General features: G+C 60.4%; 21 protein-coding genes, 1 tRNA gene and 2 pseudogenes. 11 read left to right on the top strand and 13 right to left on the bottom strand.

The features are described from left to right. Window positions 1-65 precede the first annotated feature (65 nt). The 3 genes from rpoD to LN450_RS11345 all read left to right on the top strand — a co-directional run bounded on the left by rpoD (window position 66) and on the right by LN450_RS11345 (window position 2,805). Window positions 66-1,943: an RNA polymerase sigma factor RpoD gene (gene rpoD / locus LN450_RS11355; RefSeq protein ID WP_008572798.1), complete on the top strand. Its 1,878-nt coding sequence runs from the start codon at window positions 66-68 to the stop codon at window positions 1,941-1,943. A gap of 193 nt (window positions 1,944-2,136) precedes the next feature. Further along, entirely contained in the window at window positions 2,137-2,457 is a 321-nt protein-coding gene (locus tag LN450_RS11350) for a hypothetical protein (protein ID WP_011348769.1), read from the top strand. 272 nt (window positions 2,458-2,729) lie between these two features. Beyond that, window positions 2,730-2,805, top strand: a tRNA-Ile gene (locus LN450_RS11345). A 65-nt stretch (window positions 2,806-2,870) separates the two neighbouring features. Here the strand turns inward: LN450_RS11345 and LN450_RS11340 are convergent. The 7 genes and pseudogenes from LN450_RS11340 to LN450_RS11310 form a co-directional block, all read right to left on the bottom strand. Further along, window positions 2,871-3,470, bottom strand: coding sequence for a site-specific integrase (locus tag LN450_RS11340; protein ID WP_228735453.1), 600 nt, complete (start codon window positions 3,468-3,470; stop codon window positions 2,871-2,873). A gap of 222 nt (window positions 3,471-3,692) precedes the next feature. After that, window positions 3,693-3,881: a hypothetical protein gene (locus tag LN450_RS11335; RefSeq protein WP_011348767.1), complete on the bottom strand. Its 189-nt coding sequence runs from the start codon at window positions 3,879-3,881 to the stop codon at window positions 3,693-3,695. A 663-nt stretch (window positions 3,882-4,544) separates the two neighbouring features. Then, window positions 4,545-5,369 carry a hypothetical protein gene (locus tag LN450_RS11330; RefSeq protein ID WP_011348766.1) on the bottom strand — a complete coding sequence of 275 codons (825 nt, stop codon included), beginning with the start codon at window positions 5,367-5,369 and terminating at the stop codon, window positions 4,545-4,547. A gap of 171 nt (window positions 5,370-5,540) precedes the next feature. After that, window positions 5,541-5,996: a phage virion morphogenesis protein gene (locus tag LN450_RS11325; RefSeq protein ID WP_011348765.1), complete on the bottom strand. Its 456-nt coding sequence runs from the start codon at window positions 5,994-5,996 to the stop codon at window positions 5,541-5,543. Next, window positions 5,984-6,151: pseudogene (locus LN450_RS11320) on the bottom strand (phage tail protein); the annotation flags it as partial. The pseudogene LN450_RS11320 and the gene LN450_RS11325, both read right to left, overlap by 13 nt. Window positions 6,152-6,323: 172 nt before the next feature. Then, window positions 6,324-6,699: pseudogene (locus tag LN450_RS11315) on the bottom strand (Y-family DNA polymerase); the annotation flags it as partial. Further along, window positions 6,699-7,178 (bottom strand): LexA family protein, encoded by a 480-nt coding sequence (locus LN450_RS11310; RefSeq protein ID WP_011348762.1) that lies wholly within the window; start codon window positions 7,176-7,178, stop codon window positions 6,699-6,701. The gene LN450_RS11310 and the pseudogene LN450_RS11315, both read right to left, overlap by 1 nt. A gap of 510 nt (window positions 7,179-7,688) precedes the next feature. On the opposite strand from LN450_RS11310, the gene LN450_RS11305 reads away from it, so the two are divergent. Both LN450_RS11305 and LN450_RS11300 read left to right on the top strand, forming a co-directional pair. Further along, window positions 7,689-7,937, top strand: a complete 249-nt coding sequence (locus LN450_RS11305) for a hypothetical protein (RefSeq protein WP_228885076.1) — start codon at window positions 7,689-7,691, stop codon at window positions 7,935-7,937. 32 nt (window positions 7,938-7,969) lie between these two features. Further along, window positions 7,970-8,131 (top strand): hypothetical protein, encoded by a 162-nt coding sequence (locus LN450_RS11300; protein WP_011348760.1) that lies wholly within the window; start codon window positions 7,970-7,972, stop codon window positions 8,129-8,131. Between the two features lie 446 nt (window positions 8,132-8,577). Here LN450_RS11300 and LN450_RS23275 read toward each other — a convergent pair whose 3' ends face one another. The 4 genes from LN450_RS23275 to LN450_RS11280 all read right to left on the bottom strand — a co-directional run bounded on the left by LN450_RS23275 (window position 8,578) and on the right by LN450_RS11280 (window position 11,233). After that, window positions 8,578-9,105, bottom strand: coding sequence for an FAD-dependent oxidoreductase (locus LN450_RS23275; protein WP_269466019.1), 528 nt, complete (start codon window positions 9,103-9,105; stop codon window positions 8,578-8,580). Next, window positions 9,105-9,740: an FAD-dependent oxidoreductase gene (locus tag LN450_RS11290; protein ID WP_011348757.1), complete on the bottom strand. Its 636-nt coding sequence runs from the start codon at window positions 9,738-9,740 to the stop codon at window positions 9,105-9,107. Before LN450_RS11290 ends, LN450_RS23275 begins: the two co-directional genes overlap by 1 nt. A gap of 246 nt (window positions 9,741-9,986) precedes the next feature. Then, window positions 9,987-10,394: a nuclear transport factor 2 family protein gene (locus LN450_RS11285; RefSeq protein WP_008577626.1), complete on the bottom strand. Its 408-nt coding sequence runs from the start codon at window positions 10,392-10,394 to the stop codon at window positions 9,987-9,989. Between the two features lie 56 nt (window positions 10,395-10,450). Next, entirely contained in the window at window positions 10,451-11,233 is a 783-nt protein-coding gene (locus LN450_RS11280; RefSeq protein WP_011348755.1) for an SDR family oxidoreductase, read from the bottom strand. A 130-nt stretch (window positions 11,234-11,363) separates the two neighbouring features. Between LN450_RS11280 and LN450_RS11275 the strand changes: the two genes are divergently transcribed. The 3 genes from LN450_RS11275 to map all read left to right on the top strand — a co-directional run bounded on the left by LN450_RS11275 (window position 11,364) and on the right by map (window position 13,521). Next, the gene (locus LN450_RS11275) at window positions 11,364-12,287 is read left to right on the top strand and encodes a LysR family transcriptional regulator (protein WP_011348754.1); all 924 of its coding nucleotides are present in this window, start codon (window positions 11,364-11,366) and stop codon (window positions 12,285-12,287) included. 248 nt (window positions 12,288-12,535) lie between these two features. Beyond that, window positions 12,536-12,748, top strand: coding sequence for a ParD-like family protein (locus tag LN450_RS11270; RefSeq protein ID WP_014091192.1), 213 nt, complete (start codon window positions 12,536-12,538; stop codon window positions 12,746-12,748). Next, the gene (map, locus tag LN450_RS11265; RefSeq protein WP_039416838.1) at window positions 12,745-13,521 is read left to right on the top strand and encodes a type I methionyl aminopeptidase; all 777 of its coding nucleotides are present in this window, start codon (window positions 12,745-12,747) and stop codon (window positions 13,519-13,521) included. The genes LN450_RS11270 and map overlap by 4 nt, the downstream gene beginning before the upstream one ends. 30 nt (window positions 13,522-13,551) lie before the next feature. On the opposite strand, the gene LN450_RS11260 is transcribed toward map, so the two are convergent. Then, window positions 13,552-14,097, bottom strand: coding sequence for a hypothetical protein (locus tag LN450_RS11260; RefSeq protein ID WP_011348751.1), 546 nt, complete (start codon window positions 14,095-14,097; stop codon window positions 13,552-13,554). Between the two features lie 259 nt (window positions 14,098-14,356). On the opposite strand from LN450_RS11260, the gene LN450_RS11255 reads away from it, so the two are divergent. After that, on the top strand, window positions 14,357-16,114 hold the full coding sequence (locus LN450_RS11255) for a chloride channel protein (RefSeq protein ID WP_031425045.1): 1,758 nt from the start codon (window positions 14,357-14,359) through the stop codon (window positions 16,112-16,114). Window positions 16,115-16,376: 262 nt separating this feature from the next. Further along, complete coding sequence (locus LN450_RS11250) at window positions 16,377-17,855, top strand: SulP family inorganic anion transporter (protein ID WP_011348749.1); 1,479 nt, start codon at window positions 16,377-16,379, stop codon at window positions 17,853-17,855. On the opposite strand, the gene LN450_RS11245 is transcribed toward LN450_RS11250, so the two are convergent. Then, window positions 17,808-18,053, bottom strand: coding sequence for a hypothetical protein (locus LN450_RS11245; protein WP_011348748.1), 246 nt, complete (start codon window positions 18,051-18,053; stop codon window positions 17,808-17,810). The two genes, LN450_RS11250 and LN450_RS11245, sit on opposite strands and share 48 nt — an antisense overlap. Before the next feature lie 197 nt (window positions 18,054-18,250). On the opposite strand from LN450_RS11245, the gene LN450_RS11240 reads away from it, so the two are divergent. Beyond that, window positions 18,251-18,433 (top strand): hypothetical protein, encoded by a 183-nt coding sequence (locus LN450_RS11240; RefSeq protein WP_039416841.1) that lies wholly within the window; start codon window positions 18,251-18,253, stop codon window positions 18,431-18,433. The last annotated feature ends 203 nt before the right edge of the window (window positions 18,434-18,636 follow it).

The raw sequence follows: 18,636 nt of genomic DNA, 5'->3' as shown, positions 1-18,636 counted from the left end.
CGGGCTTCACGCTGGTATAATGCTAGGTTCTCTTTCCAATCTCAAAGCCGGTGGCGCGAGCACTCATGGCCAACGAACGTCCTGCCCAGCAATCCGACATCAAGCTACTGATCAGCAAGGGCCTGGAACAGGGCTATCTGACCTACGCCGAAGTCAATGACCATCTGCCCGACGACCTCGTCGACCCGGAGCAGATCGAAGACATCATCAGCATGATCAACGGCATGGGCATCGATGTCCATGAAGTTGCACCCGATGCCGAAACCCTGTTGCTCAACGATGGCAACACCGGCAACCGCGAGGTTGACGACACCGCCGCCGAAGAAGCTGCCGCCGCGCTGACCGCGCTGGACACCGAAGGTGGCCGCACCACCGACCCGGTGCGCATGTACATGCGCGAAATGGGCACGGTCGAGCTGCTGACCCGCGAAGGCGAAATCGCCATCGCCAAGCGCATCGAAGAAGGCCTCAGCCAGGTCCAGGCCGCATTGGGCGTGTTCCCGCTGTCGACCGAAATGCTGCTGGCCGATTACGAAGCGCACAAGGAAGGCAAGAAGCGTCTGGCCGAGATCGTGGTTGGCTTCAACGACCTGATCGAAGAAGCCGATGCAGCCGCTGCTGCGCTCGCCGCGGCCGGCCCGGTCGCCGTGTCCGACGATGAAGCGGTCGACGAAGACGACGACGAAGACGGCGATGACGAGGCCGCCGAAGAAGAGGCCGGCCCGACCGGTCCGGATCCGGTGGAAGTGGCCACGCGCATGGAGAACCTGGCCAACGAATACGCCAAGTTCAAGAAGGCCTATGCCAAGAACGGCGCCGAGCACAAGCTGGTGGTCAAGGCCCGCGAAGACATGGCCGCCATCTTCACCACGCTCAAGCTGCCGCTGCCGCTGACCGACGCGCTGGTCACCCAGCTGCGTGGCGTGGTCAATGGCATCAAGGATCACGAGCGCAAGGTGCTGCACCTGGCCACCACGGTGGCACGCATGCCGCGCAAGGACTTCATCCGCTCCTGGGAAGGCAATCAGACCAACCTGGAATGGGTGGAAGACGCACTCAAGCGCAAGCAGAAGTGGTCGTCGGCGCTGCGCGACGTCAAGGACCAGATCATCTCCGAGCAGCAGGGCTCGATCGAGATGGAAAAGGCCAACTACCTGACCCTGGGCGAGATCAAGGAAATCAGCCGTGCGATGGCCTATGGCGAAGCCAAGGCGCGCAAGGCCAAGAAGGAAATGGTCGAGGCCAACCTGCGCCTGGTGATCTCCATCGCCAAGAAGTACACCAACCGCGGCCTGCAGTTCCTGGACCTGATCCAGGAAGGCAACATCGGCCTGATGAAGGCCGTGGACAAGTTCGAATACCGTCGCGGTTACAAGTTCTCGACGTATGCCACGTGGTGGATCCGTCAGGCCATCACCCGTTCGATCGCCGATCAGGCGCGCACCATCCGTATCCCGGTGCACATGATCGAAACGATCAACAAGTTGAACCGCATTTCCCGTCAGATGCTCCAGCAGTTCGGCCGCGAGGCCACGCCGGAGGAACTGGCCAAGGAAATGGACATGCCCGAGGACAAGATCCGCAAGGTGATGAAAATCGCCAAGGAGCCGATCTCGATGGAAACCCCGATCGGCGACGACGAGGATTCGCATCTGGGCGACTTCATCGAGGACACCAATGTGGAGTCCCCGATCGACAACACCACCAACATCAATCTCTCCGAAACGGTGCGTGACGTGTTGGCCGGTCTCACCCCGCGCGAGGCGAAGGTGCTGCGCATGCGCTTCGGTATCGACATGAACACCGATCACACGCTGGAAGAGGTCGGTAAGCAGTTCGACGTCACCCGTGAGCGGATTCGTCAGATAGAGGCCAAGGCGTTGCGCAAGCTGCGTCACCCGAGCCGTTCGGAACAGCTGCGCTCGTTTCTGGATATCGACTGATGCCGCGGTCGTAACCGTGCAGTGATCACACAGCAGCCCCGCTCATGCGGGGCTGCTGCGTTATGGCGCAGGCAGTTGGCTATGCTTGGTAGCGGGCAGCGGTTGGTCGCATGCAAGGTATGCGTCAGTGAGGTAGCGCCGCGATGTTTCACGTACCGCCGACGAAGCTACACGGCCACGCAACATTAAGCCGATGTTTCTGCAAACCTCACGTGGCGTTCTGACCGCGACTTCTAAGTTGGCCGACGAATGGAGACGAGATTGCTTTATGAGCAGGCAAAGCCGCTTTGAAACCACCACGTACCGCGAACACGAGATCCGCGTACGCGCCGAGCAGGCTTCCCCTGATGCCAAGTGGACGCTCTGGGTGGACGTGTACGCGCTCGGCGGCAAGCGCCAGCCGCGTATCGGCTGCAATGGGCTGGCCTATGCGACGTACCAGGAGGCCATTGCGCATGGCTTCCGCGCGGGTCGGCAGCTGATTGATGGGCAGTTTGAGACGGCTGATGCGTGAGGGGCGGGGATTCGGATTGGTGATTCGGGATGGGTAGGTTTGCTGGGTGCGTCTAGATGACGCGATCGCGTGCATCACGCTAGGAAATCTGATGCCAAAGCCCAGCCGTCGCTGGGCTCTCCGTTGTGGGCAGCCGATACGTGATCTCGCGGCAGTGAGCGCTGTATCGCTGCAGGCAGAGGGCGCATAGCAGACACGGCAACGCCCACACAGGTAAACTTTCGCGTCCGCTGCACGGCCCGACATGCTCGCCATCTCGCCGCCAGACACTCGGGCCTATAGCTCAACGGTTAGAGCAGAGGACTCATAATCCTTTGGTTGAAGGTTCGAATCCTTCTGGGCCCACCATAAAATCAAGCTTAGCTCCTGCCAAGCGCCTTGAGCTGGGCCTGCCTGGAAAATCGCCGGGAAAATTAGCTGCGCCTTGGCGGTTTTACCACCGGCAGCGCGTGGTCATAGCGGCCGGTCATTTCCGGTGTCACGTGCCCTGCGGCGTCTTGTTTGTCGCCCCGGTTACCCACGGTATTGGTAATGCCGCGATGCTTAAGGCCGTGCAGCGAAAAGCGCTCCTGGTTCGAAATGATCCCTTCTCTCATCGCGAGCTTGATGAATCGCTGCCAGGCGCTATCCAGCGATGACTTAGCCATCGGATTACCAGTCTGTTCAACGAGTAGGCGCCGATCCTCAGCTTTGATTGGGACTGCAAAATTTCGGCCGTTTTTAGTCCAGATGGCGGTGCGTCGTTCTACGAGTAGATCCCACGCTTCGATCATTTCTGGATCCCATTCGATAAGCGTGTCGCGTGATCCCTTGCGTCGTTGAGCATGGATGCCTGTCGGTTGCTTATGTGTGTCGTTGAGCGTGCAGACCTCGATCCCGCGTAGGCGTGCGCTATACGCCAGCACCATGACCGGTGCCAGATAGCTCGGGCAGCTGCCTTTTGCATGCGGCATGAGGGAGGCGCGTTCTCGAGCGAAGGTCAGTACCTTGTCGAACGCGGCTGGCGTTGGCATCCGGTGTTTCTTTGCTTCGCGCGCTTGCCTCACGCCGATGGCTGGATTGGATCTGCACAAGCCGACACGCACGCGCCACGCGAGTGCGCGACGTAGATAGCGGTGAAGGTGATTCGCTTTACTGGGCGTCGCTGGAAGTGCGGGTTGGTAACGGTTGGCTGGCCGCCCCATTGCGAAGACTTCTACGAGCCGCTGGACCACAGGCGTGGTGATCCGATCAACCTACACTGAACTCAACTTCGACCAGTCTTTGCGAAGATAGTTGGCAATGGAGTCGGCATAACGCCGATAGTCACCCTGCGTGTCGATAGCCAGTTCTTTGAACTCCAACGACTCGTGGAAGCGATCAAAGATATAGCGCAACGTGCCGCGCGTGCCCTTGCCGGCACGTTCCTCGACGATTCCATGCAATTCCGATCAGCGGCGCCTAAAGCGGACATCAAGGAAAAAAAATGACGCTGTTGGCACGACTGCAACAAAAAAATCCAGCTGAGGGTCAGGATTAATCAGGTAAAGCTTCGGCAAAAAAACCGCACTTGCGACGTGCGGTCATAAAAAGGTTTAATAATCCAATCGTTGTATATGTCTTACGGCTCTTGCGTTGGTGGGCCGACAACCACGACACCGCCCCAACTACCGCCGCCGCCGCCGCCGCCGCTGCCACCACTACTACCACCGCCACCACCACCGCCGCCGTTACTGATCAGAGTGCCATCGTCCCGTCTCTGAGTTCCCGGAACTGGAATGACGCATACGGTCGCTCCTATGCATGCAACCGTAGCTTTCTCACTTGATCCGTCAGAATATACAACGTCGAAGGTAGAGCCTCTTGGCAAGGCGGTAAGGCCATTCACTGTTCTATACATTCCCCAAAGACCATACATTGCCGCCACCCTCAAAACAGAGTCGTCAAGAACCGTGATTCCTTGAGCTGGTGCGACTTGATTATAGGGTGCGTAACCCGCACGAATGGTAACGGCTGAAGCTATGAATGGCAGGCTTGAAATTACAAGCGCAAAAATGCCAGGTAGCGCTTAAAAACCACTCTCTCTTTGGCTTTCATTTAAATCCCTTTTATTTTTCCGTTTTAATGATTGATTGGATTTTTTCAACCTGCTTATTAAGTAAATTCAATTGTCCAGGTGGTACAATTTTGGTTCTTACAGCATCTTCATAACGTGAGCCACAGATTCCGTAGTTAAGGCAAATCATGTCTGACCGATAAGATCCCGGTCCACATGCAGCGCCAGCTTCACAGGCCGCCAATGCCCATGCGAATTCAGTGTAATTTCCTGAGTTATCCGGCGCATAAGATCCAAGCTCTATTGAGGCATTTGGATTATTCAGCATTTCGTCAACCGCAAAAATTGCTTCTGGATCTTTGCTCTTAATTGCCTTTGTAACTAGGTTTTGATACTCCTCCGAACTCATTGTTTTTCCGGAGGCAAGCTTCAATTGCGCGATTAGATCCCCGCGTCTCGCAGCCTCCTTATACCAAAGCTCAATTGCCTCCAGAGGAATTACTTCTCCTCCATCAACCTCGCTGCAATAGTGAGAAAATCGACCCTTTATTTGCTCGTATCGAGATGAGTTTTCTTTCTTAATTTTAGAATATGAGTCCAGCATGCTCGCGAAATTTTTTGGCGAGACGCTGTACATGGCACATTGTTCGTAAATTTCCGCTAGCTGGCGTTGTGCACCAGCGTCGCCCGCTTCTGCGCGGCTTTTAGTGTCATGAAAATTTCGATACAGCTCATCTGAAGGCTTTGATGCCCAGTCCGATACCCGCTGGTTAATAACACTACTGCCGCTTCCAGGAATCGATACTTCGTCGGCTCTACGGGCTTCAGCTTGATGTGATGAGTCACGCGATGCGTCCGCTGGTGGCGAGGGCTTCATAGCAAAAAAGTAGCTAAGCCAGCTGCAACCAACCCTGCTGCAGTAAAAATATGAGTTTTTTTCACTAGCCCTCCATGACTTTGTTTATTAATGTAATGTGAATGTAAATTATTAACGTACTATTAGCATTTAGTGGCTAAATGTCAATAGGAAGCTAAATGAATTCTAGAGTCACAACTCTCCAGCCAAGTACAAACTAAGCAAGTCATGGATCGCCTCTCTTTCTGATTTAGTAATGCCGAGTATTACTCTATTGGAATAGTGCACCTCGGGGCCGCCTGGTCGAACACGATCTTTGAGCCCCTCTTGATGCACACGCGCAATGCGCGACACGCGACCTAGCAACCCCACGCTTACTGCATTGGGACTTGCACTGACATTGAAGTACTTGGCCTGCCGCAGCTTGACAAACATCTTCTTGCGTTTGATGCGTCCTGACTTCTGCCGCAGCTGCTGCTTGCGCGGCGCGTACGGCGATCCATCCGGTGCTTGCTGCTTACCGATGCGCTGGCTCTGCGAGCGCCGCAACTCCGTTCCGATCTTGCGGGCCAGCGTGCGGCGCTCGCCCGGCTGCAGGCGGGCCAGCAACGGCGCGGCCCAGTTCTCCAGCGCGGTCAGCTCATCCATGTGGGATCGATCACCGGCTCGGGCGCATGGGTCATGTCGTACCCGCCTCTATCCTTCGCTGTCACCACGACGCGCTCGGTCAGCGGTAACTTGATCGACAGATCCACGGCATCGTTGGCGAGGATGTCGGCCTCGAAGACGATCTCGCCGCGACGTGGCCCTCAGCACTGCATCGAGCTCACTGCCGCTGAGCGCGGCCAAGTCACAGACGCCGGCCAAGCCGGCCGGGTAGCTGCCCAGCTTACGCGCCGCATCTTTGGCGACCCGGTTGGCCAGCTTGGCCAGGGTCTTCGTCGGCGCGATGCCGATGCAGTTCGGGATGCCAGTCCATTGGTGGACGCGCTCGCTTAGGTCGACCGAGAGCTGCCGGCGATCGCGGATCCCGGCCAGGTCAAGGAAAGACTCGTCAATGGAGTACACCTCCACACGCGGCGCGGCTTGGCCAAGGCACGCCGATGCGCGAGGCGATGTCGCCGTACAGACCGAAGTTTGCAGATCGCAGCGTCAGCCGCCGGCGGATCTGCGAAGGCACCTTGTGGATCGGCTGGCCCATCGTCACCCCCAGCGCCTTCGCCTCGTCCGATCGAGCAATAGCGCAGCCATCGTTGTTGCTCAGCACGACCAACGGCCTGTCGCGCAGGTCGGGCTGGAACACCAGCTCGCAGCTGGCGTAGAAGTTGCTGCCATCGATCAACGCGAACATCAGCGGCCAGCGCGGGAATGAGCGCGCGTGACCTGGCGGACCACGCCCACGACCGCGAATACCTCGACCTCTGTGCCTGGCGCCAGGACGATCGGCGCGCAGTGTGGGCTGCGGCTGTGGAGCTCGATGTGGTCGACCGCGACCTGAAGGATCTTGCAGACTGGCTGATTGCCTTCCCAAATGGCCAGCACCATGTCGCCATTGATCGGACTGACTGAACGATCCACCACAAGGATGTCCCCGTCACAGACGCCGGCCAAGATCATGCTCCAGCCCTCGGCCCGATACAGAAAGGTAGCCGGCGGATTCCGGATCAGTACCCGGTTTAGATCGAGCTCGTCGTCCTGAAAGTCTTCAGCGGGCGAGGGGAACCCCAGCTGGATCCGGAGTGCGCTGACCGGCAGGCTCAGCGGCGCTGGCTCAAGGCAGGCAGGCCCGAGCAGGCGGGCGTAGGTACGGGGCGGTGGCAGGGACAACATGGCGCGAACTTTGGCGAGCTGGTGTCTCAATGGGCGAGACGTTAAAACGTTCCTGGAGACGGCACAGTTCAACTCTGCATAGCCTGGATAAGTTCAGCTTATGTTCAGTCTCATTCGGGTGTGAAACTATGTGCTTTGCGCATTTCGGGCTAAAGGTTTCGCCCAGCAAGCCGAAGAACTCAACAAGACGTTTACATTTCCAATCCATTTAGCCTTGCAAGGCATTGAAAAATAACGGGAATTTTCTTTGCGCAGATTATTCGAGGATGTTTGGGAGCAATTGTGAGAACCAGTACTAGCAAACAACTAGCAAGTGCTTCAACATCCGCCAACGCATCGCCAGCGAGTTCGAAGCTCTAAGTAAAGTGGTTGCTCTTGACAAGGAAGGCTTTTGATGGTTGATGAAGGTAGATTTAGCGAAGATGCGTTGCCTGAGCTGTTAGCTCGCATCTGGTTTCGCGTTATGGCCCAGGTGAACAGGCTGATCAAGGCGCATGAGACTTTGAGTATGTGACGTTTGCCGAGAATCTGAACCCCAGCATCGAGGATGTGTTGAAGGGTTTTGAGTTTGCTGACTTTGCCCTCACTAAGTTCTTGGATAGTGGTCAGCTAGCGCACGACGAAACGAGAAACGCTCTCAACGCCAAACAGTGCATCTTGAGCATGAAATTACTGGCTGCGGCGCTGAACAGCGACGACAAAGACCAGGACGAGTACGAAAGGATCATGCGTGACCTGAGAAATCAGGCACAGATCTAACCCCACAATCCGTAGCACATTGGAGAATTATCATGAACGTCGCTTCCCTGAACTTTGATCTGTACGCTCTTGCGCAACCGAAGAACAGGAACGATCTCATCGCTCTGGCTGGCGAGGTGCTCGCTGAGCTGGACGCCATCGATCAGCATCTCGACACCGCGTTTGCTCGATGCGAAGCGTTAAGCGCGGCTTGAGACAGTTGCTTGTGTGAAAAAACCCCGCTAAGCGGGGTTTTTTTTTTGAGTGCAATCTTGGCGGATCCATGGATGCTTGTCCCCGCAGTGATCTGTGTCTGCCAGTAGGGGGAGGTGTCATGCAGTGGCGCTGCGCAGGCGCTAGTACTCTGTTTCATTTGCAGCGGTAGCGGGAAAAAAACGGGCAAGCCGCGTATTTCCGAAGGCCTCAAAGGTTACGATCAGGAAAATAATACCGTCTAAGTATTTGATACATAAGCTAAAAATTCCTGACTCATAATCCTTTGGTTCCAGGTTCGAATCCTGGTGGGCCACCAATTGCGCATGCGTAGCGCTCTCCTGTTCCTGTAAGCATAGTTGGCTTGAGGATCCCCGCTAAGCTCGTTTCCGCGCCGACGCAAGACCACCGCGGTTAGCGCGTCGCGCTTGAACGCCACCTACTTCCCTTACACCTGGTGGGCAGAAAACAAGTTCACCACGCTGGCAGGCGAATTGAAGCCGAAGAACTGTGCATGATTGCTCGCACTCTGCTCCGCGAGAACGGTGCTACGTGGGAACAGCGCATTTTCATAGGCACTCAGTGCCGCCTCGATCTGTCCCGGGTTCTCAATGAGCGAACGTGCGAGCTCGGCCCCGTCGTAGATGGCGAGGTTTGCACCTTCTCCCGCAAACGGTGACATCAGGTGCGCAGCGTCGCCGACGAGCGTTACGCCCGGAGTGCGTGCCCAAGCATGTTCGATCGGCAGTGCATAAATCGGGCGAATGATGGGTGCGCTGTCAGTGTGGGTAATCATGGCCAACAGAGCTGGAGCCCAATCTTCGAACTCTTTGGCAATGCGGCGCATCGCGGCTGTAGGCCGGCCAAAGTCGAGCTCGCGAAACCATGCTTCGGGCTTGGTCAACGCAATGTAGCTGCGTAGCGCGCCGTCTGCGTATCTGTGGGTAAAGATGCCTTGGCCGGGGGCTAAAGCCATCAATGTGCCGCGCCCGACCATCTTGGCGCTAGCCGGACATTTGGTGCTGGCATCGGTGAGAGATGTCTCGATAAAAGTGGTGCCCACGTATGCGGGGGTGCGGTCGACAGCAACGGCCGAACCTTCGACCATGCGCCGTCCGCTCCGACAACCAGGCCCGCCGTGATCGATGAACCGTCGGCAAAAGTGAGGGCAAGCGCTCCGTCCGCATTGCGTGCTGCCCGTATGAGCTTGCGACCCCAATGAATGGCATCGGAGGGCAGGGAGTCAATCAACAGCCGGCGGAGTGCGCTGCGGTCCACCTCCGGTCTGAGAGAGCCGACAGAGCGTTGTCTGTCGAACAGAATCGTGCCGTGCTTGTCACTCACGCGCTTGGCGTCCTCGCCCGGGAGGACGAGGGCCAGGAAGGCGTCGTAGAGGCCTGCCGCGGTTAAGCCTAGCTGCCCGTTCCATTCGTGTATGTCTAGCAGGCCGCCTTGTGATCTGGCGTTGCGTGAAGCCTCGGCCTCATAGATGGTGGCGGAGATGCCGTTGATGTGGAGGACACGTGCGAGTGTCAAACCGCCCAGACCAGCACCGACGATAGCGATCTGATCAGTTGAAGATAGACGTGGGTTGGTGTTGTTGGCTGTCATGAGCGCTCCAAATACAACGAGCGTTCGCACAGGCGGCAGCTCGAAGAAAGGCCGGGTGATCTCGGCGAGGGGCGCTGGCCAACCTAGCAAGCATGCTGGATGGCGTGTATTCGATCTCTTGGTGCCGACGGCACACAGGCGAACGTTTTTCGCGTCGCGCGCATTCTTGCATTGATCCGCTTCCTCGAACAATCCCTTGGAAGAGAAGGTTCGTAACGCGTCAGCCGCACTCCGAACATGGGCGGATCAGCGCCGCGCCGCGGCAGCTACCGCAAAGCTGTCTTCAAGCATCAGGAAGTGCGAGATCTCGTTCCCCGTGATGGTGAGCACGATCGTAAACGGCGTCTCGATGAGCTTTCCGCTGGCGGTGATGCGGCTGGCGAGCTCGCCCACGATGACAGCGCGGTCGTTGCTGGCCAGTAGGTCATGCACCTCGAACCGGATGCGCTCCATCAGGGTGCCGGAATCACGCACGAACGCTTCTACCGCGCCGCGCCCGCTGCGTCGCCCAATCCACGGCAGTGCGGATGGATCGCCTGGGATATGCCATTGCAGATCCGCACTGAACATCGCCGCAATCGCCTCAGGCGATGCACCGGAGCCGATCTTTTCAAGGAAGTTTTGCGCAATCGCCAAATTGTTTTGCATGCTCATCTTGTTTGTCTCTGGTGGGCTGGAAGTGCACTCACGGTAGCGCGCTGCACGTATGGTCAGATCTGGGTCAGGCCGCCGTCCACTGTCAGCTCGATGCCGGTGATGTAGGAGGCATCGTCCGATGCCAGGAAGGACATCGCCTTGGCCATCTCATCCGGGCTCGCTGCGCGGCCCAGCGGGGCCTTCAGTTGGATCTCGGCCAGGTAGGCGTCGATGTCTTCGTCGCTCATGCCCAATTCGGATTTATAGGCGGGTGTGACCACGACGCCGGGCGCGATCAGGTTGACGCGAATGTCGCGACCTTTCAGTTCGGATGCCCATGTCCTGACGAAAGAGCGCAGTGCCGCCTTCGTTGCGGCATACACGCCGAAATTGGCGACGCCTTGATTGGCCGCGATGGAGCCCGTCACCACGATGGCGCTGCCGGCGCGCATCAGTGGCAGCGCCTTCTGCACGGTCAGCAGGGTGCCCTTGACGTTGATGTTGAAGTACTTGTCGAAGCCTGCTTCGGTAATGGATTCGATTGGTGCAAATTCGCCGCCGCCTGCGTTGGCAAGCAGCAGATCCAGTCGTCCATGCACGGTGGTGATGACGTCCATGACGGCGTCAAGCTCTGTACCAACGGAAATGTCGGCGCGTACCGCCGTGGCGCCGTGGCCGATCTCGGCGACCGCCCGGTCCAGTTCCTGCTGCCGGCGGCCGCTGATGACCACCGTTGCGCCCTCCAGCGCCAGCCGCTTTGCGGCGGCCAGGCCGATGCCCGAGCTGCCGCCGGTGACCAGGGCAATCTTCCCGGCGTGTTTGGTGGGGTGGATGTTGGCCAGATCCTGGACGTGCATGGTGTTTGCCTCTTGAGCGGAGTTCCCGCGTTGCAGGCAGTCTATTAACCTCGCTGCGGCGATAAATCGGCTTATCGTTGATTCTTTATTTCCCTGAGGGAATAATCCGGCGCTCTAGACGGAGCGATCAATGGATCACCTGCAGGCAATCCGTGCCTTTGCGCGCGTTGTGGAAACCGGTGGGTTCAACCGTGCGGCGGAATCGCTGCAGATGCCCAATGCCACGCTGAGCAAGTCGATCAGCGCGCTGGAAAAACATCTGGGAGTCAAATTGCTTGAACGCAGCACGCGCCGCGTGCGTGTCAGCAACGACGGCGCTGCGTATTACGCGCGCGTGCGGCACCTGCTCACGGAGCTGGACGACGTGGAAGCCACGTTGGGGCGTGCCCAGGGCAGCCCCAAGGGCCGGCTTCGTGTAGATACGGGCGGCTCGACGGCGTGCGGATTGTTGATACCCGCATTGCCGGAGTTCTGTGCGCGCTATCCGGATATCCAGCTGCAGCTCGGCGTCACCGATCGCACGGTGGATGTCATCGGCGAAAACATCGACTGCGCGATCCGCAGCACGGCGGACGACGGCGCGCTGATATCGCGCAAGATCGGCAGCCTTGCCTGGACCACCTGCGCGAGTCCTGACTATCTCGTACGCTACGGTGTCCCGACCCACCCGGAACAGCTGAAAAGCCTGGCGTTTCCCGTGGTGGGCTACTTCTCCGCGCATAGCGGCAAAGCGCCGCCGCTGCATTTCCTGGACGATGGCGCGCCGCTGGAGATCGTTCCCAACTGCAGCGTGATGGTCAACGAGAGCAACGCGCATCTGGCGACCGGATTGGCCGGGCTCGGGCTGATCCACACGCTCGATTTCATGGTGCGGCCGGCCATCGAACGCGGCGCGCTGGTGCCGGTCCTGCAGGACTGGCGCCCGGCGCCATTGGATGTCTTCATCGCCTATGCGCCCAGCCGACAGTTGAGCACCAAGGTGCGTGTGTTTATCGAGTGGGTGAGCGAAATCTATGCCCGGATCGGGCGGACACATTCGGTGGTCGAGCGCTGACGAACGCAACCTGTGGCGTTCACGCGATGTGCGGCGTTTGCTTCCGGGCGTTGTGGCATCGCATCGGCCCGGGGCCGGTTCGCTTTTGCGCCGTGCTCACCGTACTGCGAGGTTGCCGGGCCTGTCCGACAAGGCACGCAGCACACGCCGGACAGGCATCGCCCTCGACGGCGCCCCGCCCCGGAGAGATTGCGTGCAAATATACGTTTCATATACGATTCGTATATCGACGCAAAACGGGAGCCATCATGGGCATCGTCAATATCGACGACGACCTGCACGATCAACTGCGCCGTGCGTGCACGGTGAGTAGCCGTTCGATCAATGCGCAGGCCAATTTCTGGATCAAGGTCGGCATGCTGTGCGAGATGCATCCGGACACGACGTTTCAGCAGATCGTGGCCGAACAATTGCGCGCGGCGGGCGTACGGCCGCAAGCCTTGAAACCGGGCCGGGCGTGATCAAGTCGCCCGACGAGATCGCGCTGATGGCGGTGTCTGGCCAGCTCCTGGCGCAGGTATTCGATGCGCTGGATCGCTTGCCGCTGGAAGGTCGCAGCACGCTGGAACTCAACGGGTTTGTCGAGCGCATGATTGTCGATGAGCTCGACGCACGGCCTGCGAGCAAGGGGCAGTACGGTTTCGAGTTCGTACTCAACGCATCCATCGACGATGTGGTCTGCCATGGCGTGCCATCGGCCGACGACGTGTTGCGCAGCGGGCAGATCGTCAACCTGGACATTACGCTGGAAAAGAACGGCTATATCGCCGATTCCAGTACCACGTACCTGGTGGGCGAGGTCGCTTACCCGGCACGTCGCCTGGTGCAGGCCACGTATCAGGCGATGTGGAAAGGGATTGCAGCGGTGCGCCCGGGCGCGCGCTTGGGCGATATCGGCCATGCCATTGCGCGGCACGCGCGTGCGCACGGCTATAGCGTGGTCAAGGAATACTGCGGGCACGGCATCGGCCGTGAGATGCATGAAGACCCGCAAATTCTGCATTACGGCCACGCGGGCACTGGCTTGGAACTGCAGGAAGGCATGGTGTTCACCATCGAGCCGATGATCAACCAGGGCCGTGCGGCGATCCGTTCGCAACCGGATCAGTGGCCGGTGCATACGCGCGATGGCAGGTTGTCGGCGCAGTTCGAACATACCGTGGCGGTGACGCGCACTGGCGTACGTGTGTTGACCTTGCGGCCCGCCGAAGTGCCGCTGTGCGTGGTGGAGTGACGCACCGCAACGCATGGCGTCAGGCGGCTGTCAGTCGGCCGGGACGCGCGGCGTCGCCTCTGGCCGGCGCGGAATCAGCGGGGTGGTGTTGGTGTGCAGAAGCATGCGCACGGCCGCTTCGACACTGATGAAACGGCTGCGTTGCAGCAGATAGGACAGCATGAGAAGTCCCGCGAACATCAGCGTGGCCCCTGGCCTGACGACGGCTGCCGGAACCAGGAACCCAACCACCATCATCACTACGGTCCAGTTGCAGAAACCGCTCACGATGATCTCGCGTTGCCGACGGTCGATCACGATGCGCCCGCGCATGATCATCGGATAGACACCGCCGACGAACAGGAAGGTTTCGCGAAACGCATACACGTCTTCGGACAGGCGATGGAACCGCAAGTCGGGCCAGCGCGATGGCTCGACCGCATTTTCCACCTGCGCCAGCGAAAAGCAGGCCAACGCATCGCGGGTCACCGCAATACGCCGTGTAAACACCGGCAGGCCCCAGCTGAAGTAGGGGCGGTTCCAGGTGATCAGCAAGAGGCCTTCGGTGGCAATCAAGCCCAGCAGCAGGTAGAGCATCGTGCATCCCTGTTCGAGTGGCTCAACGATCGCACGCGCATGGTGCGCCGCGTGCCGGCTCCGATTCTGGCGCCTGAATGCCTGGCCCTGCAATCACGCCTGCGGCGCGGCGCGCGTTTCATCGCCGCGCCAGATTGGCTCAGGTCAGCGGCGCTCATGCACACTAGAGCCCACAGCGGACGCCGGCTCTGCCGGTGCCGACCCCGCAATCACTGGTCCCATGCAGCCACTTTCCCACACCTTGCCGGCCGTGCACGCCATGGCGGCGCAACTCCGCCGGCCGCTGGACGGCTTGCGCAGGCAGCTGCGCGCCAACGATCTCTGGTTCATCGCCCTGGCCGCGCTGGTGGGGCTGATCGCGGCTGGATTGATGGTGCTGCAGGCCGGTATCGCGCATGGCCTGCAGAGCTGGCTGTACGCGCTCGCGCCCGAGCAGCGGCTCAGCACGGCCACCTCGATGACGGCAACGCAGTTGCTGGTGTTGCCGCTGGGCGGCTTGCTGGTTGGTCTGGTGACGCTGATGGCGCGGCGGCGCAAGCGGCCCCTCGTGGATGCGGTGGAAGCCAATGCCTTGCATGGCGGGCGCATGTCGATGCGCGACAACCTGATCGTTGCGGTGCAGACCTTGTTGTCCAACGGCTTCGGTGCGTCGGTGGGACTGGAGGCGACCTACACGCAAATGGGGTCGGGTGCCGGCTCGCAGCTGGGGCGCGTGTTGCGGGTGCGGCGTGCAGACATGCGCACGCTGGTGGGCGCCGGCGCGGCCGGTGCGATTGCCGGCGCCTTCGGCGCGCCGCTGGCCGGTGCGTTCTATGCGTTCGAGATCGTCATCGGTGCCTACACGCCATCGGCGTTGGCACCGGTGGCCGCCGCCGCATTGGCTGGCGCGTTCATGGCCAATGCCCTGGGCGCAGCGCCGTACTCGTTGCCTGCTGCGGTGGCCTACCAATTGCAGCCGCGCGACTATGCGGTCTACATCGCGCTGGGCCTGGCGTGCGCGTTGATCGGCATTGCGGTGATGCGCCTGGTCGCCGGCATCGAACGCGGCGTGGGCCGCATCAATCTGCCGGTGTGGGGGCGCCCGGTCATCGGTGGGTTGCTGCTGATTCCGTTGGCGCTGTATTCGCCGCAGGTGCTGTCCTCGGGGCATGGCGCATTGCATCTGGACCTGACCAGCAGCAGTACCTTGCAGGTGCTCGCCATCCTGTTGGTGCTCAAGTGCATTGCGTCGGGAATTTCGCTGGGTTTCGGCTTCCGCGGCGGTCTGTTCTTCGCCTCGTTGTTCATGGGCTCGCTGGTGGGCAGCCTGTTCGCGGTGAGCCTGAACCTGTTGCTGGGCGCTGCAGTGGTGGACACCACCAGTGCATCGCTGGTGGGCATGGCTGCATTGGCGGCGGCCATCGTTGGCGCGCCGATGACCATGGCCATGTTGATCCTGGAAGGCACGCACGATTTCGTGCTGGCCAGCGCAGTGATGGCGGCGGTGCTGGTGGCCAATACCGTGGTGCGGCAGGTGTTCGGTTATTCGTTCTCCACCTGGCGGCTGCATCTGCGCGGCGAAAACATCCGCAGTGCGCGCGATGTGGGCTGGGTGCGCAATCTGTCGGCTGGCAAGATGATGCGCAAGGATGCCAACCACACCGCGCACGACATCAGCGTGGCCGAATTCCGGCGGCGGTTCCCGTTGGGCTCCACGCAACGCGTGGTGCTGGAAGATGCAGACGGACACTACGCCGGCGTGGTGCCGCTGGCCGTGCTGTACGCCGACAATGTGCAGCTGGACGCGCCGGTCGGCGACTATGCCAAGCACCGCGATGCGGCGCTGCTGGCCGACACCGACATCGTGGCGATCATGAAGGTCTTCGATACGACACAGGCCGACGAGTTGGCCGTGATCGACAGCGATCGCAAGGTACTGGGCGTGCTGTCGGAGGGATTCGTGCGCAAGCGCTACGCCGAAGAACTGGAAAAGCGCGAGCGTGAACTGATGGGCGAACGCGTGGCTAGCGACGACTGAGCCGCGCGCTGCCAGCAACGGCTACGCGCATGCGTGCGCATCGTTGATCTGTGTCTGATGTTCGATGCGCAGACACAGGCGCAGCGTCGGGTTGTTCGGGCTAGCCTGAGCGCGTTAGTATCGCCACTGCTCAAGAACGATCTCCTTGGACACATGACACCACCCTGACCTCAGGCCTTACGCGCTCGCAGTTGCTGCGAAGGTCCAGGTGTTTGACGTGCATGTAATGCGCCGTGTGGTTGCCGGCGCACGGAGTCGTTCAATGTCCAGAAGTTTCCCGTTGCGCCAGCAATGGCTCGGCAACGTGCGTGGCGATGTGCTCGCCGGCATCGTGGTCGCGCTTGCGCTGATTCCCGAAGCCATCGCGTTTTCGATCATTGCCGGCGTCGATCCCAAGGTTGGGCTCTACGCGGCGTTCTGTCTTGCAGTGGTGACTTCGATCGCCGGTGGTCGGCCAGGCATGATTTCTGCCGCCACCGGTGCCATGGCGTTGTTGATGGTGAATGTGGTCAAGGACCATGGGGTGCAGTACCTGCTGGCGGCGACCGTGCTGGCGGGCGTGCTGCAGCTGATTGCAGCCGCATTGCGTCTGGGCGCATTGATGCGTTTTGTCTCGCGCTCGGTGATCACTGGCTTCGTCAACGCATTGGCAATTCTGATCTTCCTGGCACAGCTGCCGGAGTTGGTCGGCATGCCATGGCCGGTGTATGCGGTGTGTGCAGCGGCATTGGTCATCATCTATCTGCTCCCGCGCGTCACCACGGCGATTCCTTCGCCGCTGGTCGCGATTGTGGTGTTGACGGCGGCATGCGCGTACTGGCATCTCGATCTCCGGCACGTGGGCGACATGGGCCACCTGCCTGAGAGCCTGCCGGTATTTTTGCTGCCGGACGTGCCGCTGACATGGGACAGCCTGCGCATCCTGCTGCCGGTATCGACGACGCTGGCGGTGGTCGGCTTGCTGGAGTCGTTGATGACGGCGCAGATTGTCGAAGACCTGACCGATACCCCATCGCAGCGCAACCGCGAATGCGCAGGTCAAGGACTGGCGAACATGGTGGCGGGCTGCTTCGGTGGCATGGCTGGCTGCGCGATGATCGGGCAGTCGGTCATCAATGTGCGCTCGGGCGGACGTGGGCGCTTGTCGTGCCTGGTGGCCGGCGTCGTCCTGCTGCTGATGGTGGTCTATGGCGCGGCCTGGGTGCGCCAGATTCCGATGGCGGCATTGGTGGCGGTGATGATCATGGTCAGCATCGGCACCTTTAACTGGGGGTCGCTGCGCGATCTGCGCAGGCACCCGGCAAGTTCGTCGGTGGTGATGCTGGGCACCGTCGTGGTCACGGTCTGGACGCACGATCTGGCGCGCGGCGTGTTGGCCGGCGTCCTGCTGTCGGCACTGTTCTTCGCGCGCAAGGTCGGGCGCATGCTGCAGGTGCAGGCCAGCGATGGTGACGATGGGGTACGCGTGTATGCGGTGCGCGGCCAGGTATTCTTCGCATCGGCCGGGCAATTCGTCGCCAGCTTCGATTTCCTCGGCACGCCGCCGAAGGTGCTGATCGATCTGCGCCACGCGCATTTCTGGGACATCAGTGCGGTAGCGGCGCTGGATCGGGTGGTGTTCAAATTGCGCGCGCACGGCGCCGAGGTCGAGGTAGCTGGCGCGAATCAGGCCAGCAACGCGCTGATCGACACCCTAGGAACCCATCGGCGCGATGGCGCGCGGCTGCAGCTCGGTCACTGAGCTGGGCTGCTCATGCCCAACCAGCGCGGCTGTCGGCGAGGCCGATTGGCGTGCATGCGCGTCCAGCAACGCGGACAGGCGACGATGGCAATCGCGGAAGGCCAGTGCAGAGGCCGGCATGTCGCAGGCGTCGAAGGTGCGTGCTTCGGCCTTCCAGGAGGCGAGCAGGTCTTCCAAATCGCAGATCAAGCTCGGCATGGTGTTTCCTCGGTAGGCGTCCTGCTGTCTACGGGGAGAGGCGATACGCGGATGCAGGCCGGCGCGGGGCGACCCTGCGCCGAGCCACAATGGTTCAGATACTGCGATGAACGGCGCATTTTTTGGGTGCGGCACACGTGCGCATCACAGGGCCGGGAGGAGGGTGGGCAGGCGGTCTTCTGCCGCGGGAGCTGACCATGAACAACAACCAGAATGCCAACCGGGGTATCGACGACCCGACGCCACCCAACGGCGTCAAGGCGCCGGGCAAGAATGAGGATCTGCTGCAGGACGGGCCTGCGCAGGACAGCGAAATCGATGACGACGACAGCATCGAGGACGAACTGGATGAGGACGAAGAGGACGAAGAGGACACCTGAGGTTGCTTCTGCGGGACGCACGCGATTGCGGCGAGCCCCGACGGCGCACGACAGGCCCCGATGCTGTCGACGGCGCGAGGTGCCATGGCCGCCGCTGCAGTGGCGGCCGGTCCTCCTCTTTCAAGGCAGGCGCCAGCGACACGGCGGACCCGGCCTGCCGAGAATGCAAGGCGTGTGGATGTCCGTCATCGACCGCCGGCGGG

The sequence above is a fragment of the Xanthomonas euvesicatoria pv. euvesicatoria genome (assembly GCF_020880415.1).
GTDB classification, from domain to species: Bacteria; Pseudomonadota; Gammaproteobacteria; order Xanthomonadales; family Xanthomonadaceae; genus Xanthomonas; species Xanthomonas euvesicatoria.
Note: the sequence above shows the minus strand (reverse complement) of the source record. Positions and strands in the feature narration are given on the sequence as shown.

Coding starts and splice junctions, on each gene's coding strand:
- rpoD (WP_008572798.1), top strand. CDS start 66: ATGGCCAACGAACGTCCTGCCCAGCAATCCGACATCAAGCTACTGATC.
- LN450_RS11350 (WP_011348769.1), top strand. CDS start 2,137: ATGTTTCTGCAAACCTCACGTGGCGTTCTGACCGCGACTTCTAAGTTG.
- LN450_RS11340 (WP_228735453.1), bottom strand. CDS start 3,470: ATGCCAACGCCAGCCGCGTTCGACAAGGTACTGACCTTCGCTCGAGAA.
- LN450_RS11330 (WP_011348766.1), bottom strand. CDS start 5,369: ATGAAGCCCTCGCCACCAGCGGACGCATCGCGTGACTCATCACATCAA.
- LN450_RS11325 (WP_011348765.1), bottom strand. CDS start 5,996: ATGGATGAGCTGACCGCGCTGGAGAACTGGGCCGCGCCGTTGCTGGCC.
- LN450_RS11310 (WP_011348762.1), bottom strand. CDS start 7,178: ATGTTGTCCCTGCCACCGCCCCGTACCTACGCCCGCCTGCTCGGGCCT.
- LN450_RS11300 (WP_011348760.1), top strand. CDS start 7,970: ATGAACGTCGCTTCCCTGAACTTTGATCTGTACGCTCTTGCGCAACCG.
- LN450_RS23275 (WP_269466019.1), bottom strand. CDS start 9,105: ATGGCTTTAGCCCCCGGCCAAGGCATCTTTACCCACAGATACGCAGAC.
- LN450_RS11290 (WP_011348757.1), bottom strand. CDS start 9,740: ATGACAGCCAACAACACCAACCCACGTCTATCTTCAACTGATCAGATC.
- LN450_RS11285 (WP_008577626.1), bottom strand. CDS start 10,394: ATGAGCATGCAAAACAATTTGGCGATTGCGCAAAACTTCCTTGAAAAG.
- LN450_RS11280 (WP_011348755.1), bottom strand. CDS start 11,233: ATGCACGTCCAGGATCTGGCCAACATCCACCCCACCAAACACGCCGGG.
- LN450_RS11275 (WP_011348754.1), top strand. CDS start 11,364: ATGGATCACCTGCAGGCAATCCGTGCCTTTGCGCGCGTTGTGGAAACC.
- LN450_RS11270 (WP_014091192.1), top strand. CDS start 12,536: ATGGGCATCGTCAATATCGACGACGACCTGCACGATCAACTGCGCCGT.
- LN450_RS11260 (WP_011348751.1), bottom strand. CDS start 14,097: ATGCTCTACCTGCTGCTGGGCTTGATTGCCACCGAAGGCCTCTTGCTG.
- LN450_RS11255 (WP_031425045.1), top strand. CDS start 14,357: ATGGCGGCGCAACTCCGCCGGCCGCTGGACGGCTTGCGCAGGCAGCTG.
- LN450_RS11250 (WP_011348749.1), top strand. CDS start 16,377: ATGTCCAGAAGTTTCCCGTTGCGCCAGCAATGGCTCGGCAACGTGCGT.
- LN450_RS11245 (WP_011348748.1), bottom strand. CDS start 18,053: ATGCCGAGCTTGATCTGCGATTTGGAAGACCTGCTCGCCTCCTGGAAG.
- LN450_RS11240 (WP_039416841.1), top strand. CDS start 18,251: ATGAACAACAACCAGAATGCCAACCGGGGTATCGACGACCCGACGCCA.